Here is a 14,734-nt window from a genome sequence, read left to right on the forward strand (position 1 = left end):
AGATAAAATAAATCACTGAATATGAATGGCTTCAGTATACCACAAATCAGGTGTTTAGCACAGAATCGAAGAAACAAGCTTGCAACCCGGGGCTTTGGCGCTGGACCCTGCACGCCCAATTCGCTAATCGGCCTGAGGATTGATAGCGAAAACAGGAGCTCCCATGTCCGGACACGGCACGCCCATCCCGATGACCTCGCATCCCTGCGGCCCGCTGCAAGGCACGGCCGAGGTTCCCGGCGACAAGTCGATTTCGCATCGGTCTTTGATCCTGGGTGCGATGGCTGTGGGCGAGACGCGGATCACCGGCCTGCTGGAAGGTGAGGATGTTCTGGACACCGCTAAGGCGATGCGCGCCTTTGGGGCCGAGGTGACAGATCACGGCGGTGGCGAATGGTCGGTTCACGGCGTCGGCGTTGGTGGCTTTGCTGAACCCGATCAGGTGATCGATTGCGGCAATTCGGGCACCGGGGTGCGGCTGATCATGGGGGCCATGGCCACCTGTCCGATCTCGGCCACGTTCACAGGAGACGCGAGCCTGAACAAACGCCCAATGGCACGGGTTACTGATCCGCTTGCCTTGTTTGGCACGCAATCTGTGGGCCGTTCCGGTGGGCGCTTGCCGATGACAATCGTGGGCGCGGCCGAGCCAGTTCCGGTGCGCTATAAAGTGCCGATGCCGTCTGCGCAGGTCAAATCGGCGGTGCTGCTGGCGGGGCTGAATGCGCCCGGCAAGACCGTGGTGATCGAGAAAGAAGCCACCCGCGATCATTCCGAACGGATGCTGGCGGGTTTCGGGGCCGAAATCACAGTTGAGCATACCGATGAGGGGCGCGTGATCACTCTGACCGGTCGACCCGAGCTGAAACCTCAGGTCATTGCCGTGCCACGCGACCCGTCCAGCGCGGCTTTCCCAGTTTGTGCGGCGCTTATCACGCCCGGCTCAGACGTGTTGGTGCCTGGAATTGGTTTGAACCCAACGCGTGCAGGCCTGTTCACTACGCTGCGCGAGATGGGCGCCGATCTGACTTATGAGAACGAACGTGAAGAAGGGGGCGAGCCCGTTGCCGATCTGCGTGCGAAGTATTCGCCCAACATGAAGGGTATCGAGGTGCCGCCGGAACGCGCTGCCTCGATGATCGATGAATATCCGGTTCTGTCTGTGGTTGCGGCCAATGCCACTGGAACCACGATGATGGGCGGCGTGAAAGAGCTGCGCGTGAAGGAAAGCGACCGGATCGACGCAATGGCCCGCGGCTTGCGCGCGAATGGCGTCACTGTGGAAGACGGCGATGATTGGTGGTCGGTTGAAGGGCTGGGCATCGGTAACGTGCCCGGTGGCAAAACCTGCGAGAGCTTTCTGGATCACCGCATCGCCATGTCGTTTATGATCCTCGGTATGGGTGCTAAGACCCCTGTGACAGTTGATGACGCTGGTCCAATCGCAACCTCTTTCCCGATATTCGAACCTCTGATGGCCGGCCTTGGGGCGCGGCTTGTCAGAAATAACCAGTGAGCCGGGCGATGACCTACAGCTTCACTGTCGCGATTGATGGCCCGGCAGCAGCAGGAAAGGGCACAATCTCAAAGGCGGTTGCGGCGCATTTTGGGTTTGCGCATTTGGATACGGGTCTGCTCTACCGCGCGGTCGGGCGGCGGACTTTGCTGGGTGTGGATCCGGTGGAAGCCGCACAGACATTGACGGCCGAGGATTTAGATCAAGGCGACCTGCGTACGGCTGAGATAGCGCAGGCTGCCTCGAAAGTCGCTGTGATCCCTGACGTGCGCGCCGCACTTGTCGATTTTCAACGCGCTTTTGCCCGGCGGGCAGGCGGGGCGGTTCTGGACGGGCGAGACATTGGGACTGTGATTTGCCCGCATGCCGAAGTGAAGCTGTTCGTCACCGCAAGTGCTGAGGTTCGGGCCGAGCGTCGGTTTCTTGAGCTGCAAGCCAAAGGTGCTGACGTGACCCGTGATCAGGTTCTGGTGGATGTGAAAGAACGCGATGCGCGTGATGCCGAGCGCAGTACAGCGCCTATGAAACCGGCCGAAGATGCGGTGATGCTGGATACCACAGACCTGAGCATCGAGGCCGCTTTGAACCAAGCCCTGGCCGCGATCAACGCGAAACTGCCCGCAGCTGACTAAAGCCGCGGGCAGCAAGGCACAGTTTACAGATCGCCAACTGCGATGCTTTGAATGTTAGCCCACTGATCGTCCGCCGTTTTTGCTGTGCCAGCAACATCCTTCAAAAAGGCGGCGCGGGTATCTGCATTCAAGAACAGGTACAGCTTGCCATCGGCAATCAGGTATTGATCCGGATCGCCATCGAACTTCTTGCCGACCGATACGCCAAACGAACAGAAACCGCCGTGTTGAGGCAGATACGCCGTAGGGTTCGCCTCGAATGCTTCGAGGTTTGCGGCGGTGGTAAAATAGTATGATGCGCCATCATAGGTTGCTGTATGGGTCGCGAAGCCTTCGACCGGGTTGCCGTTATTGACCAGTGCGACCAGATCAACGCCGTGGGCAGCCAGCGGCGCACCTGCGGCTGAGATGCCGTTCGAGACATTGATTTCATCCGCCGCAAAGGCCGGTGTGGTGAGGGCAATGGCAGCTGCGAGGGCGGTCAAAAATCGAGTTTTCATTGTGCGTTTCCTTGTTGCTTTGGGTTCAAGTCGATCACTGTGGCGACCGATGAAACATAGCTAGGCGAGGGTGGTCGGACGTTTAATCGCAGATAGGTCGCGATTACTTGCAGATCGTACAACTTGTCGGATTGCAGGCTTGTGCTGTTCACCAAGCTTTGTTTGGTCATGCGAAACATCTGGCCATATGTTCAACCTATGTCAGCAGGAGAGACGCCATGATCCGACTAGCCCTGATTTTGTTCCTCGCCGCCGGAAGCCTGATGGCGCAGGAGGCTCAGCCAGAGCAGCCAGATGTCGAACCTGCGATGACATATGAGCGTCTGGGCAAGATCCTCTTCGCGCTCGACCCCGAGGCGCAGCCGTTTGGACCGGGCTTTCAGCTGACGATATCAGAACAGACGGTGCTGGTTGTCACCGATACGACACTGGATCGGATGCGGGCTTTGGTTGCGATTGGCAGCGCCGAAGATTTGTCGCACGCAGACCTGCAGCGCATGATGCAGGCAAATTTCGACAGTACGCTGGATGCCCGCTACGCTATTGCCAATGGCACACTCTGGGCGGCGTTTATCCATCCGTTGTCCCGATTGGATAAGGATCAGTTGATTTCGGGTTTGGCCCAGACTGTGAACATCGCAATCACCTATGGCACTCTGTACACAGGTGGTGCGGCCGAGTTTGGCGGCGGCGACAGTCATGACTTGCAGCGCGAGTTGCTCGAAGAGCTGTTGAAGAAGGGCGAAGAAATCTGAACGCAATTGGCGATCCCCCATCCTCTTTGATGGCCCCATCCCAAAGACCCTAGCTGGATGCAGGAAAGCTGCTATAGTCTCCTGCAAGCTAAATGGGAAAGCCGCCAAACAACCTCAATAAATGGGGAGGCGGTTACAGAATCCCAAAAGCCAACAGGGACAGAAAATATGAATAATCGTTTGAGTAAGATCACCATCGTCGGTGGTGGTACGGCGGGTTGGATGACTGCGCTGATCCTGGACATGGTGTTTTCACGCACCTCCGCAACCAAGGATCGTCCGCGTATCTGCCTGATCGAAAGCCCGAATATTTCGACCGTCGGTGTGGGCGAGGCGACGGTGCCCCGCATGCCGGTCACATTGCGCCAGGCGGGGATCTCCGAGCGGGATTTCTTTCGTGAAACCAACGCTTCGTTCAAGCTGGGCGTGAAGTTTTGCAACTGGAATAAGGATGCCAAGGGAAACCGTATCGACTACGTGAACCCCTTTGCCCATGGGCAGTTGCTGGAAGGGCTCGAGGCCGCGGAATACTTTCTGCGGTTCGGCAATGGGGATCGTGATTTTACGCAGTCAATCGCGCCTCATGATGATCTGGCCCGCCTGTGCAAAGGTGCGCGGCCTTTGGGTGCGCCTGAGTTCGAACAGCGCTTTGGCTATGCCTATCATCTGGACGCGGTAAAGTTTGCGGGCATGCTCACGCGGGTCTGCACCAAGCGTGGTGTGGAGCACATTCAGGATGAGGTGCAGTCGGTCGAGCTGGACGAGCAGGGCAATGTCAGCCATCTGATGCTGGAGCGCAAAGGGCGGCACGACATTGAGATGGTCATCGACTGTACCGGATTCCGGGGATTGATCATCAACCAGGCTCTGGGCGAGCCGTTCATGGACTATTCGGACTATTTGCCGAATGACCGCGCCATGGCGTTACAGATCGAACATCCCGATCCGGAAAAGATCGAAAGCGTCACGCGGTCGACCGCACTGGGCGCGGGCTGGACATGGCGCGTGCCGCTCTACAATCGGGTTGGGACGGGCTATGTGTTCTCATCGGCGCATCGGACTGATGATCAGGCGGCGGATGAGTATCTGGAATGGCTGGGCGACAGCGGCAAGGGTCTGACACCACGTGTTATCCCGATGCGCATCGGGCGGGTGCGCAATGCCTGGGTTAAGAACTGTTTGGCGATTGGTCTGTCCGGTGGGTTTATCGAACCGCTTGAAAGCACCGCGATCCATATGATCGACCATGCCATCCGCTGGTTCGCCGAGCATCTGCCCACGCGCGATATCGAGCCGTCTTTGCGGGCGCGATATAATCGCCAGATGAACAAGCTGTATGATGAGGTTCTGGACTTCATCTGCCTGCATTACCGATTGGGCAATCGCACAGATGACCAATATTGGATTGATGCGCGCACCGAGATGAAGATACCGGACCGTTTGGCCGAGAACCTTGAGCTGTGGCAACACCGCCTGCCAATGGAACATGATATCGAGTTCGCAACCCTGTTCAATTTCCGCGTCTATCAGACGGTTCTGCTAGGCAAGCAGGTCTACGATACAGGCTATGGCGCGGGGATACGCGACCGGATACGCCCGCTGAAAAAGCCGATCTGGTTCCAATGGTGGAAGGGGGCCAAGGTGGACCTTGCGCAGATTCTGCGCACCATGCCAGACCACAAAACTCTGTTGCGCGATATTCGGGGAGAACTGGATAAACCCGCCTTTGACAAGGCCGTTGCTGCGGCGACGGTGGCAATGCCCGGGCAGGTGCCTGCGCCTGTGGCGATCCAGAACATGCCGAATCTTGCCGAAATTCAAAGTGGCAGCAAGGATTTGCAGCTTTTCTAGGGTGTTTGCGGCGGGTGACAGGGGGCATTTGTCAAGCACTGGTGCTCTGAGCGCCAAGTGCCCCACTCTATGACTTGGTAAGGTGATCAATCCGTGTTGCAGCCTGTGATGAGAAATGTAATATCATTACGTCATGAGGCAACCGAGACCCCAATACCGACCCGGCACTGACCGCAATCTGCGGAGTGATTTGAAACGGCGTCGCCGACAGGCGTCGCCTATGCAGACCTATGATAACTTGCCGCAACCGTTACGGCGCTGGCTGGCACAGGCCTGTCTGCCGTGGAGCCCAAGTTCGGCCCTGAAAATCTGGAACCGAATTGACGGTGCCAGAGACCCAGTAGCTGCGATTGTACGGTTGAACGCGGTCGAGCAAGCGATGCTGCAAAAGGATTCGAAAGTCTGGACCCAGTCTGGCTGATTGCACAAGGGCGCCCGGATTCCCCTGGGCCATGAAAATATGGGCTTTGCCCTTGCGCCCGCACTGAAATCCGCCTATACGCGCGCTGTCGATACATGGGCGGTCAACGCCCGGATGACGTTTCTGAGCAGGGCCGGGTTACCTCGGCCCTTTGTGTTTGTTTGCTCAGGGGCGCACCGGATCACGCCCGACGACATCATGAAACAAGACCGGCGGAGACAACCGCTCGGCCAGCAAAAACGTACTGTAAAGGAAAACGACGCCACATGGCTGATACATCTATGGAGGAATTCGAAGCCCTCCTGAACGAAAGCTTCGAAATGGACACACCCGAAGAGGGGTCTGTTGTCAAAGGTAAGGTTCTGGCGATCGAAGCCGGCCAAGCCATTATCGACGTAGGCTACAAAATGGAAGGCCGCGTTGATCTGAAAGAATTCGCAAATCCCGGCGAAGCCCCTGAAATCGCTGTAGGTGACGAGGTCGAAGTTTACCTGCGCGCCGCAGAAAACGCCCGTGGCGAAGCCGTCATCTCGCGCGAGATGGCCCGCCGTGAAGAGGCATGGGACCGTCTGGAAAAAGCATATGCCGACGACCAGCGCGTCGAAGGTGCAATCTTTGGTCGCGTCAAAGGTGGCTTCACCGTCGATCTGGGTGGCGCAGTTGCGTTCCTGCCCGGCTCGCAGGTTGACGTTCGCCCCGTGCGCGACGCTGGTCCGCTGATGGGTCTGAAGCAGCCGTTCCAGATTCTGAAAATGGACCGCCGCCGTGGCAACATCGTTGTTTCGCGCCGCGCCATCCTGGAAGAATCGCGTGCCGAACAGCGTGCCGAAGTTATCGGCAACCTGTCCGAAGGTCAGACCGTCGAGGGTGTTGTCAAGAACATCACCGAATACGGTGCATTCGTTGACCTGGGCGGCGTTGACGGCCTGCTGCACGTCACCGACATGGCATGGCGTCGTGTAAACCACCCGTCCGAGATCCTGACGATCGGCGAAACCATCAAGGTTCAGGTCATCAAGATCAACAAAGAGACCCACCGCATCAGCCTGGGCATGAAGCAGCTGCAGGAAGATCCGTGGGATCTGGTTGCTGCCAAGTACCCGCTGGGCTCGGTCCATCAGGGTCGCGTCACCAACATCACCGACTACGGCGCGTTCGTCGAGCTGGAAGCCGGTGTCGAAGGTCTGGTGCACGTGTCCGAAATGTCCTGGACCAAGAAAAACGTCCACCCCGGCAAGATCGTTTCGACCAGCCAGGAAGTCGACGTCATGGTTCTGGAAATCGACGGCGCCAAGCGTCGCGTGTCTCTGGGCCTGAAGCAGACTCAGCGCAACCCGTGGGAAGTGTTTGCAGAAACACACCCCGAGGGCACCGAGGTCGAAGGCGAAGTCAAGAACATCACCGAATTCGGTCTGTTCATTGGCCTCGAAGGCGACATCGACGGCATGGTTCACCTGTCGGATCTGTCTTGGGACGAGCGTGGCGAAGACGCCATCCAGAACTACCACAAGAACGATGTGGTACAGGCTGTTGTCTCGGAAGTGGATGTCGAGAAAGAGCGTATCTCGCTGTCGATCAAGGCCCTGGGCGGTGACAAGTTCGCCGAAGCCGTGGGCGGCGTGAAGCGTGGCTCGATTATCACCGTTGAGGTCACCGCGATCGAAGATGGCGGCATCGAGGTTGAGTACGAAGGCATGAAGTCGTTCATCCGTCGTTCGGACCTGTCGCGTGATCGTGCCGAACAGCGCCCTGAGCGTTTCAACACCGGCGACAAGGTCGACGTCCGGGTCACCAACGTTGACAGTAAGACCCGCCGTCTGGGCCTGTCGATCAAGGCGCGGGAGATTGCCGAAGAGAAAGAGGCCGTGGAACAGTACGGTTCTTCCGACTCGGGTGCGTCGCTGGGCGATATCCTGGGTGCAGCGCTGAAATCCGGCGACTAAACTCAGGGCGCAAGCTTGAACATGATAATCGGCCCCGTGCATCCGTGCGGGGCCGTTTTTGTTGCGAATCAATATGTTCCGATTCTTCGACCTATCCGGCTGATCGTTCGCGCTTTAGGTGTACAAAGCGGGTGAACTGGCAAAAAATCGCGTGAGTCTGTGCCAAATTCAGGCACCCGCGCCCATAGTTTGCTTTCCCCTGATCCGGATTTTTCCCTATACTGTCAGAACAATAGACCTGACATATTGGCCGCCTGGGAGGGTAACGCGAATGATCCGTTCAGAATTGATTCAGAAGATTGCCGATGAAAACCCACATCTCTACCAGCGTGATGTCGAGCGGATCGTGAATACCGTATTTGAAGAAGTCACCGATGCCATGGCGCGTGGTGATCGAGTAGAATTGCGCGGGTTTGGCGCGTTTTCCGTGAAAAAGCGCGATGCACGTGTGGGTCGGAATCCCAGAACCGGTGAGACGGTTCAGGTTGAAGAAAAATCTGTACCGTTTTTTAAAACCGGCAAGTTGCTAAGGGACCGATTGAACGGTAAAGCCTGATCCCATGATGCGCTACCTTCGATATGCTTTTCTGGCCAGCTTGGGGATCATCCTGATCTCGATTTCACTGGCCAATGTCAGCTCGGTCGAGCTGAAGCTGATGCCCGACGCTTTGGCAGAACTGCTGGGCTTTAACCTGTCCATCTCATTGCCGCTGTTCATCGTCGTTTTGGGCGGTGTTGTGGCCGGGCTGGTCATCGGCTTCCTGTGGGAATGGCTGCGCGAGCACAAGCATCGCAAAGACGCGTCGGTCAAGAAAAGCGAAGTGCGCAAGCTTGAGCGCGAGGTCAAGAAGCTCAAGAAAAAGCAGAACGAAGACAAAGACGAAGTTCTGGCCATTCTGGACGAGGCGAGTTGAGCCGGCGCCATGGCCGAGGTATCCGTCAAAATCTGCGGTCTCACCGCCCCTGATCACGTGCGCGCCGCGGTTGATGCGGGTGCGCGGTACTTAGGGTTCAACTTTTTCCCAAAATCACCACGATATGTTTCCCCCGAACAGGCCGCCGGGTTGGTGACCGATGTCCCCGCTGGTGTCGCTAAGGTCGCGCTGGTTGTGAACGCCAGGAATGAATTGCTCGACAGCATCACGCAAACTGCACCGTTCGACATGCTGCAATTGCACGGAGCCGAGACGGTCGAGCGGGTGCAAGAGGTCAAGGATCGGTATGGCCTGCCCGTGATGAAGGTTATAGGTGTTGCTGATGCGAAAGATCTCTCGGCAATCGACACCTACAGTGATGTAGCCGATCAACTGCTGATCGACGCGAAGGCCCCGAAAAACGCTGTCTTACCGGGCGGCAATGGTTTGGCGTTTGACTGGCGCCTGCTAGCTGGGCGCAAATACTGGCGTAGGCCTTGGATGCTAGCCGGTGGGCTTAATCCCGCCAACGTGGCCGAAGCTATTCGTATGACGGGTGCGCGTCAGGTTGATGTTGCATCAGGGGTTGAAAGCACACCCGGCGTCAAGGATGCGGCGTTGATTCAGGCATTTATCGACTCGGCACAGTGATCTGAAAAGGCATGCGCGCCGTACCTCCAAAGAGGAGGGTTCGATTATGTTTGCAGCGATTGGCGGCGTTTCCCTACGGCATTGGTACCATACGCCAGAGTTTTTCTGGCGCGCAGGTCAGGCGTTGCGGCAAGCACGCCGGGATCCTTTGTGCCTGCACGCCGAGGTGTTCCCACTGGACGACCTCTATTTCTCGCTAAGCGTCTGGCAGGATATCGAGGCGATGATGGCGTTTGCGCGCACTGGCCCGCATCGCCGTGTCATGCTGGCAGCTGATCGCCTCGCCAACGTGAACCGATTCTGCCATTTCTCGTGCGTAGGGGTTCCAACAGCCGAACAAGCGCTTCAACACTGGCGACAACAGGTTCAAGCAGCCGAATGATGCGTTTTGCCCATGGCAAATCCTGCCACCACCTCCTATGAACAACGGGTACGACGAGTGGAGACACCCATGGCCAACGATCTTTTCAACTCTTTCATGTCCGGCCCCGATGAACAGGGGCGTTTCGGTATCTTCGGCGGACGGTTCGTCAGTGAAACGCTGATGCCCCTGATCCTGTCGCTGGAAGAGGAATACAACAAGGCCAAGGATGATCCGACCTTCTGGGCCGAGATGGATGATCTGTGGGCCAATTATGTAGGCCGCCCCTCGCCGCTGTATTACGCGGAACGCCTGACCGAGCATTTGGGCGGCGCGAAGATCTACCTGAAACGTGATGAGCTGAACCACACCGGCGCGCACAAGATCAACAACGTGTTGGGCCAGATCATTCTGGCGCGGCGCATGGGCAAGACCCGGATCATCGCGGAAACAGGGGCCGGGCAGCACGGTGTGGCTACCGCCACCGTCTGCGCCAAGTTCGGCCTGAAATGCATCGTCTACATGGGTGCGCATGATGTGCAGCGTCAGGCCCCGAACGTGTTTCGGATGCGTCTGTTGGGCGCCGAAGTGATCCCAGTGACTTCAGGTCGTGGCACGTTGAAAGACGCGATGAACGACGCACTGCGCGACTGGGTGACTAATGTGCGCGACACGTTCTACTGCATTGGCACGGTGGCCGGTCCGCACCCGTATCCGGCGATGGTGCGCGATTTCCAGTCGATCATTGGCAAGGAAGCGAAAGAGCAGATGATGAAGGCTGAGGGCCGCCTACCCGACACGATCATCGCCGCCATTGGCGGTGGCTCGAACGCGATGGGCCTGTTCTACCCGTTCCTCGACGACAAGGACGTCAACATCATTGGCGTCGAAGCTGGCGGCAAAGGCGTGAACGAAAAGATGGAACATTGCGCCTCACTCACTGGTGGACGTCCGGGCGTGCTGCACGGCAACCGCACCTATCTGTTGCAGGATGACGATGGTCAGATTCTCGAAGGCTATTCGATCTCGGCTGGTCTCGACTATCCGGGCATCGGACCTGAGCATTCATGGCTGAACGATATCGGTCGTGCAAACTATGTCGCTATCACAGACAAAGAAGCGCTAGAGGCGTTCCAGCTGTGCTGCGCGACCGAAGGCATCATTCCTGCGCTGGAGCCTAGCCATGCACTGGCCCATGTCATGAAGATCGCGCCCGACCTGCCCAAAGATCACCTGATCTGCATGAACATGTGTGGGCGAGGAGACAAGGACGTACAGACCGTGGCCAAGTATCTGAACTTTGATATGTCGGATACCGAAGGCCGCACGGCGGACTAGCCTTGGAGCTATGAGACTCGATTGAATTGTGTCAGGTTGCGCCCATGCGCGACCCGTCTCAATCCATCAAGTCCGAACAGCTTGGTCAGAAGTATGATGCCGCAGCGCCCGGATGGGCGGACAAGATGCGGTTGCTTGGCTATTTCGACGCCTATCTCGGGTTTCTATCGGCGGACCCGGCGGCGAATCTAGGCGACAATGCGTTGGACGTTGGGTGCGGAACCGGTGCCTTTGCCGAGGCGCGTGCCGTTGTACAACCGCACGGTTCCGTCACGTTGCTTGAGCCATCAGAGAACATGTTGTTTCGGGCAAAGGGTGCCCTCGCTCGGCGCGGAATTGATGCAGCGGTCGCGAGAAACTGGCTGTCAGAGTTCAAGGCCGTTCAGCCCTATGATTGTATCCTAGCGGCGCATGTTCTGGAACACTGTACTGATCCGGTCGATGCACTGCGTCAAATGCGCGAGTTGGCTGCACCGGGAGCGACGCTGTGGTTGGTCGTAAGCAAACCGCATTGGTGCAATGCGATCATATGGCTGCAGTGGCGCCACCGGACCTATCGTCCGGATGTGGTGGCAAAATTGCTGGCACAATCAGGGTGGGGTTTGGAGGCAGAGCACGGTTTTCCAACCGGCCCGCCTTCGCGCACATCCCGTGGATATCGCGCAGTGGCGATATAACTATCTTAGTCAGCGCGCTTGGCTTCCAATACCTTGAGCGGAACGATCTCCAAAGCTCGCTGATGTGTTGCTTCAAGATGCACCATCGGGGCACAGCCTTCGTCATAGGCCTGCAGGAAACGACTTGCACAAAGGCACCAGCCGTCACCGGGTTTAAGGCCCGGGAAATCAAACTCGGGGCGCGGCGTGCTGAGATCGTTGCCTACATACTTGGAATAGGCCAGGAATTCAGCCGTCATGACGGCGCAGACCGTGTGGCTGCCCTGATCCTCGGGGCATGTGTTGCAAGCCCCGTCCCGGAAAAACCCGGTCAGAGGATCGCGTGAGCAGGGGGCCAGAACGCCCCCCAGAACATTGATGCTGTCTTGTTTCTGCATAGGGCCACCTTACAGGCTTCGGGCGATGCTGCGAAACATTTCAATATTTTCTTCGCTGACGCCGGGATCGCGGAATCGCCGATCTGCGCCGGTCGTGACGATCAGAACGTCGCGGGCCTGGTCAAAATAGATGTATTGCCCGTAAACGCCGCGCGCCATGAATTCACCGTCTTCGGCACCAACAGGGATCCACCATTGGTAGCCATAGCCGATTTTGCCCGGTTTGGTTGGCGATGATGCCGCTGTTGATACGGCGATCCAGTCCGCCGGAACCAGCTGTTGTCCATTGTGTACGCCGTTTTGCAAGATCATCTGTCCAAAACGGGCGAAGTCACGTGTGGTGAAGTTCAACCCACCCAGGACAAAGGCCACGCCAGCGCCGTCAGTCACGTAGTAGCCGTCATGCTCTAGGCCCAAGGGCTGAATGATCTTTTCGGTCAGCAGGTCGGTAACACTGCGCCCAGTGGCCCCGCGGATTACCATGCCCAACACATGCGTATCGATCGAAACATATTGATAGGTTTCCCCCGGAGGGGCAAAACTCTCATTGAGCGACGCGGCAAAATCATCCAGTTCCCCACCAAGCGCAACGATACGGCCCATGCGGTTGATGTCTGAATTAGGGTCCAGGTAATCTTCGTCAAAGGTTACACCGCTGGCCATGTTCAGCACATTCCGGATCGTTGCGCCGTCATATGCGCTGCCTTTCAACTGCGGGGCATATTGCACGACAGGATCGTCCAGCGAGGTGATTGCGCCTTCGCTCAGCAAGATGCCGAACAAGGCCGACAGATAGCTTTTTGCAACCGACCAAGATATCCGCCGGTCATCTGAGCCGGTGCCCAGATAGTACTCTTCAAACCGAACCTCACCGTTTTGCATAACAAGCAAAGAGGTCACGGCGCGTTCATCGACCCATTCATCTGTGCCATCGGGAAGGTCAAAGCCAGCCCCATAGGGCAATTCCCAAGTTGGTCCGTTTCCACGGGGCAGGGGGGCGGTCAGAAACGCCTCATCCATGTGCGAGAAGTTGTGAACGATCTTCTCTTCGGAAAACAAAGAGTTCACCGCCATCAAGCGTTGAATCTCTTCACGCTTCCAGACCCCAACCGCAATTGCAGCCAGCACCAAGGCCAAAGTGATGCGCAGCAGCCATTTGATCACAGTTCTCATGCAACCCTCCCTGTTTCGGTTACATAGGAGCGTTGCAGGGCGCATTGCGCAATCAAGACGTAACGGAAAGCGCGATCAGGACTATTTGAATTTATCCAACAGCTTTTGCATGGCCGTCCGGTCATCTGCAGCTGGTCCGGGTTTTTCAGCGGGCTTAGATGTGGGGTCGTCGGCCGGAGGCGACTTGGAGGATCGTGCCGGTGTAGTACGCAGCGCAACGGCGTTCATGAATTTGCCACCCTCGTCCTTTGTCAGATGTTCAGCCCCGTCTGAGACACCGCGTAGTACATTGTCCAGCCAGTCGCCCTCGGTTTTGGCAAAATCTGATAGGACGTAAGGCGATACCATTTCCTTGCGGCCAGGATGCCCGATGCCCAGGCGCACCCGGTCATAGGCCGCCCCAATGTGGTCGTGGATCGACCGCAATCCGTTGTGACCAGCGTGACCGCCGCCCGCCTTGACCCGGACTTTGCCCGGGGCCAGATCCAGCTCATCGTGAAAGACGGTCACATCCGTGGATTCAAGTTTGTAGAAGCGCATTGCTTCGCCAACCGATTGGCCTGAACGGTTCATGAACGTCTGCGGCTTTAGCAGCAGTACTTTCTCTGTGCCCAAACGTCCTTCGGCGATCTCACCCTGGAACTTTGATTTCCAAGGACCAAAGCCATGATCTTCGGCAATTCGATCCAAAGCCATGAAACCTATATTGTGTCGGTTGCGGGCGTATTTCGAGCCCGGGTTCCCCAGTCCGACAAACAGTTTCATTTTCTCGTCCTTGTACAGCGCAGTGGGTTGATGGCACGGAATTGCACGTGTTTCCAGCCCGACCAAAAGAAAACGGGGCCCGCAAAGGGCCCCGTTTCAAGTCCGAACTCTTGGGCCCGGGTTTACTCTTCAGCTTCTTCCTGGCCGACGACTTCCACTTCGTCAGCGGCCACTTCTTCGCCTTCTTCCTCATCGTCGCTGGTCGACAGTCCGGTCGGCGCTGATACATTGGCGATCACGAAGTCCCGGTCGATTGTCGGCTTGGTGCCTGCGGGCAGGTCAACCGACGAGATGGTGGCAACGTCGTTGATCTCCATGCCAGTAAGATCAACGGTGATCTTCTCGGGGATCTCGCCAGCGGTACACATCAGTTCGACTTCCGGGCGCACAACGGTCAGAACGCCGCCCTTCTTGATTCCAGGGGCTGCTTCTTCGTTGATAAACTCAACGGGGATGAACAGTGCGATTTTGGTGGTCCGGCGCAGGCGCATCAGGTCCAGATGGGTCGGCAGGTCTTTGACGACGTCACGCTGAACATCGCGGCAAATGACGCGGACGTCTTCGTGACCGTCAACCTTCAGGTTCCAAAGGGTCGACTTGAACCGGCCAGCCTTCAGGCGTTTAAACAGTTCGTTGAACGGGATCTGAATCGGCAGCGGCTCTTTATCGCCACCAAACACAATGCCCGGAACCATGCCATCGCGGCGCGCCTGACGAGCGGCGCCCTTGCCTGTCCCCGTCCGTTCCAGAGCTACGAGATCAGGAATCTCTCCAGCCATGATAATTCTCCAATGTTAGGGCGGGCATCCTCCAAGGCTGTATGCCCGCGTGAAGCCGCGTCCTTAGCTTGATTCATTGGG

The 14,734-nt window shown here is 57.3% G+C and carries 17 protein-coding genes; 12 read left to right on the forward strand and 5 right to left on the reverse strand.

Annotated features, from left to right (window positions below; translation table 11 throughout):
- The first annotated feature begins 163 nt into the window (after window positions 1–163).
- The gene (gene aroA / locus ACR0KG_RS04725; RefSeq protein ID WP_480826630.1) at window positions 164–1,516 is read left to right on the forward strand and encodes a 3-phosphoshikimate 1-carboxyvinyltransferase; all 1,353 of its coding nucleotides are present in this window, start codon (window positions 164–166) and stop codon (window positions 1,514–1,516) included.
- An 8-nt stretch (window positions 1,517–1,524) separates the two neighbouring features.
- Complete coding sequence (gene cmk, locus ACR0KG_RS04730) at window positions 1,525–2,148, forward strand: (d)CMP kinase (protein ID WP_480826631.1); 624 nt, start codon at window positions 1,525–1,527, stop codon at window positions 2,146–2,148.
- Between the two features lie 23 nt (window positions 2,149–2,171).
- On the opposite strand, the gene ACR0KG_RS04735 is transcribed toward cmk, so the two are convergent.
- Complete coding sequence (locus ACR0KG_RS04735; protein ID WP_170531165.1) at window positions 2,172–2,648, reverse strand: YHS domain-containing (seleno)protein; 477 nt, start codon at window positions 2,646–2,648, stop codon at window positions 2,172–2,174.
- Between the two features lie 218 nt (window positions 2,649–2,866).
- Between ACR0KG_RS04735 and ACR0KG_RS04740 the strand changes: the two genes are divergently transcribed.
- The 10 genes from ACR0KG_RS04740 (at window position 2,867) to ACR0KG_RS04785 (ending at window position 11,559) form a co-directional block, all read left to right on the forward strand.
- Window positions 2,867–3,403, forward strand: a complete 537-nt coding sequence (locus ACR0KG_RS04740) for a hypothetical protein (RefSeq protein ID WP_170531161.1) — start codon at window positions 2,867–2,869, stop codon at window positions 3,401–3,403.
- 168 nt (window positions 3,404–3,571) lie between these two features.
- Window positions 3,572–5,254 carry a tryptophan halogenase family protein gene (locus ACR0KG_RS04745; protein WP_480826632.1) on the forward strand — a complete coding sequence of 561 codons (1,683 nt, stop codon included), beginning with the start codon at window positions 3,572–3,574 and terminating at the stop codon, window positions 5,252–5,254.
- 133 nt (window positions 5,255–5,387) lie between these two features.
- The gene (locus tag ACR0KG_RS04750; RefSeq protein ID WP_480826634.1) at window positions 5,388–5,675 is read left to right on the forward strand and encodes a DUF6525 family protein; all 288 of its coding nucleotides are present in this window, start codon (window positions 5,388–5,390) and stop codon (window positions 5,673–5,675) included.
- Between the two features lie 266 nt (window positions 5,676–5,941).
- Window positions 5,942–7,618, forward strand: coding sequence for a 30S ribosomal protein S1 (gene rpsA / locus ACR0KG_RS04755; protein ID WP_480546320.1), 1,677 nt, complete (start codon window positions 5,942–5,944; stop codon window positions 7,616–7,618).
- A gap of 271 nt (window positions 7,619–7,889) precedes the next feature.
- Entirely contained in the window at window positions 7,890–8,174 is a 285-nt protein-coding gene (gene ihfB / locus ACR0KG_RS04760; RefSeq protein WP_480546322.1) for an integration host factor subunit beta, read from the forward strand.
- A gap of 7 nt (window positions 8,175–8,181) precedes the next feature.
- On the forward strand, window positions 8,182–8,532 hold the full coding sequence (locus tag ACR0KG_RS04765; RefSeq protein ID WP_480547282.1) for a lipopolysaccharide assembly protein LapA domain-containing protein: 351 nt from the start codon (window positions 8,182–8,184) through the stop codon (window positions 8,530–8,532).
- A 9-nt stretch (window positions 8,533–8,541) separates the two neighbouring features.
- The gene (locus ACR0KG_RS04770) at window positions 8,542–9,183 is read left to right on the forward strand and encodes a phosphoribosylanthranilate isomerase (protein WP_480826635.1); all 642 of its coding nucleotides are present in this window, start codon (window positions 8,542–8,544) and stop codon (window positions 9,181–9,183) included.
- Window positions 9,184–9,229: 46 nt separating this feature from the next.
- Window positions 9,230–9,565 (forward strand): hypothetical protein, encoded by a 336-nt coding sequence (locus tag ACR0KG_RS04775; protein WP_480826636.1) that lies wholly within the window; start codon window positions 9,230–9,232, stop codon window positions 9,563–9,565.
- A 69-nt stretch (window positions 9,566–9,634) separates the two neighbouring features.
- Entirely contained in the window at window positions 9,635–10,882 is a 1,248-nt protein-coding gene (trpB, locus tag ACR0KG_RS04780) for a tryptophan synthase subunit beta (RefSeq protein WP_480541905.1), read from the forward strand.
- Between the two features lie 44 nt (window positions 10,883–10,926).
- The gene (locus ACR0KG_RS04785) at window positions 10,927–11,559 is read left to right on the forward strand and encodes a class I SAM-dependent methyltransferase (RefSeq protein ID WP_480546330.1); all 633 of its coding nucleotides are present in this window, start codon (window positions 10,927–10,929) and stop codon (window positions 11,557–11,559) included.
- A 5-nt stretch (window positions 11,560–11,564) separates the two neighbouring features.
- Here ACR0KG_RS04785 and ACR0KG_RS04790 read toward each other — a convergent pair whose 3' ends face one another.
- The 4 genes from ACR0KG_RS04790 to ACR0KG_RS04805 form a co-directional block, all read right to left on the reverse strand.
- A complete protein-coding gene (locus ACR0KG_RS04790; protein WP_480541909.1) occupies window positions 11,565–11,936 on the reverse strand; it encodes a DUF2237 family protein in 372 nt (123 codons plus the stop codon).
- Between the two features lie 9 nt (window positions 11,937–11,945).
- Window positions 11,946–13,109, reverse strand: coding sequence for a serine hydrolase domain-containing protein (locus tag ACR0KG_RS04795; RefSeq protein WP_480826637.1), 1,164 nt, complete (start codon window positions 13,107–13,109; stop codon window positions 11,946–11,948).
- An 81-nt stretch (window positions 13,110–13,190) separates the two neighbouring features.
- Entirely contained in the window at window positions 13,191–13,874 is a 684-nt protein-coding gene (gene pth / locus ACR0KG_RS04800; RefSeq protein WP_480826638.1) for an aminoacyl-tRNA hydrolase, read from the reverse strand.
- 122 nt (window positions 13,875–13,996) lie between these two features.
- The gene (locus ACR0KG_RS04805) at window positions 13,997–14,653 is read right to left on the reverse strand and encodes a 50S ribosomal protein L25/general stress protein Ctc (RefSeq protein ID WP_170531146.1); all 657 of its coding nucleotides are present in this window, start codon (window positions 14,651–14,653) and stop codon (window positions 13,997–13,999) included.
- Window positions 14,654–14,734: the final 81 nt, after the last annotated feature.

The sequence above is a fragment of the Ruegeria sp. H4 genome, assembly GCF_056533065.1.

Bases quoted from the DNA above. Each gene is read 5' to 3' on its own strand.
- ACR0KG_RS04750 (WP_480826634.1), top strand. From the start codon at position 5,388: ATGAGGCAACCGAGACCCCAATACCGACCCGGCACTGACCGCAATCTG.
- ACR0KG_RS04790 (WP_480541909.1), bottom strand. From the start codon at position 11,936: ATGCAGAAACAAGACAGCATCAATGTTCTGGGGGGCGTTCTGGCCCCC.
- ACR0KG_RS04795 (WP_480826637.1), bottom strand. From the start codon at position 13,109: ATGAGAACTGTGATCAAATGGCTGCTGCGCATCACTTTGGCCTTGGTG.
- ACR0KG_RS04785 (WP_480546330.1), top strand. From the start codon at position 10,927: ATGCGCGACCCGTCTCAATCCATCAAGTCCGAACAGCTTGGTCAGAAG.
- ACR0KG_RS04745 (WP_480826632.1), top strand. From the start codon at position 3,572: ATGAATAATCGTTTGAGTAAGATCACCATCGTCGGTGGTGGTACGGCG.
- ACR0KG_RS04770 (WP_480826635.1), top strand. From the start codon at position 8,542: ATGGCCGAGGTATCCGTCAAAATCTGCGGTCTCACCGCCCCTGATCAC.
- aroA (WP_480826630.1), top strand. From the start codon at position 164: ATGTCCGGACACGGCACGCCCATCCCGATGACCTCGCATCCCTGCGGC.
- ACR0KG_RS04740 (WP_170531161.1), top strand. From the start codon at position 2,867: ATGATCCGACTAGCCCTGATTTTGTTCCTCGCCGCCGGAAGCCTGATG.
- ACR0KG_RS04775 (WP_480826636.1), top strand. From the start codon at position 9,230: ATGTTTGCAGCGATTGGCGGCGTTTCCCTACGGCATTGGTACCATACG.
- rpsA (WP_480546320.1), top strand. From the start codon at position 5,942: ATGGCTGATACATCTATGGAGGAATTCGAAGCCCTCCTGAACGAAAGC.
- trpB (WP_480541905.1), top strand. From the start codon at position 9,635: ATGGCCAACGATCTTTTCAACTCTTTCATGTCCGGCCCCGATGAACAG.
- cmk (WP_480826631.1), top strand. From the start codon at position 1,525: ATGACCTACAGCTTCACTGTCGCGATTGATGGCCCGGCAGCAGCAGGA.
- ACR0KG_RS04735 (WP_170531165.1), bottom strand. From the start codon at position 2,648: ATGAAAACTCGATTTTTGACCGCCCTCGCAGCTGCCATTGCCCTCACC.
- ACR0KG_RS04765 (WP_480547282.1), top strand. From the start codon at position 8,182: ATGCGCTACCTTCGATATGCTTTTCTGGCCAGCTTGGGGATCATCCTG.
- ACR0KG_RS04805 (WP_170531146.1), bottom strand. From the start codon at position 14,653: ATGGCTGGAGAGATTCCTGATCTCGTAGCTCTGGAACGGACGGGGACA.
- ihfB (WP_480546322.1), top strand. From the start codon at position 7,890: ATGATCCGTTCAGAATTGATTCAGAAGATTGCCGATGAAAACCCACAT.
- pth (WP_480826638.1), bottom strand. From the start codon at position 13,874: ATGAAACTGTTTGTCGGACTGGGGAACCCGGGCTCGAAATACGCCCGC.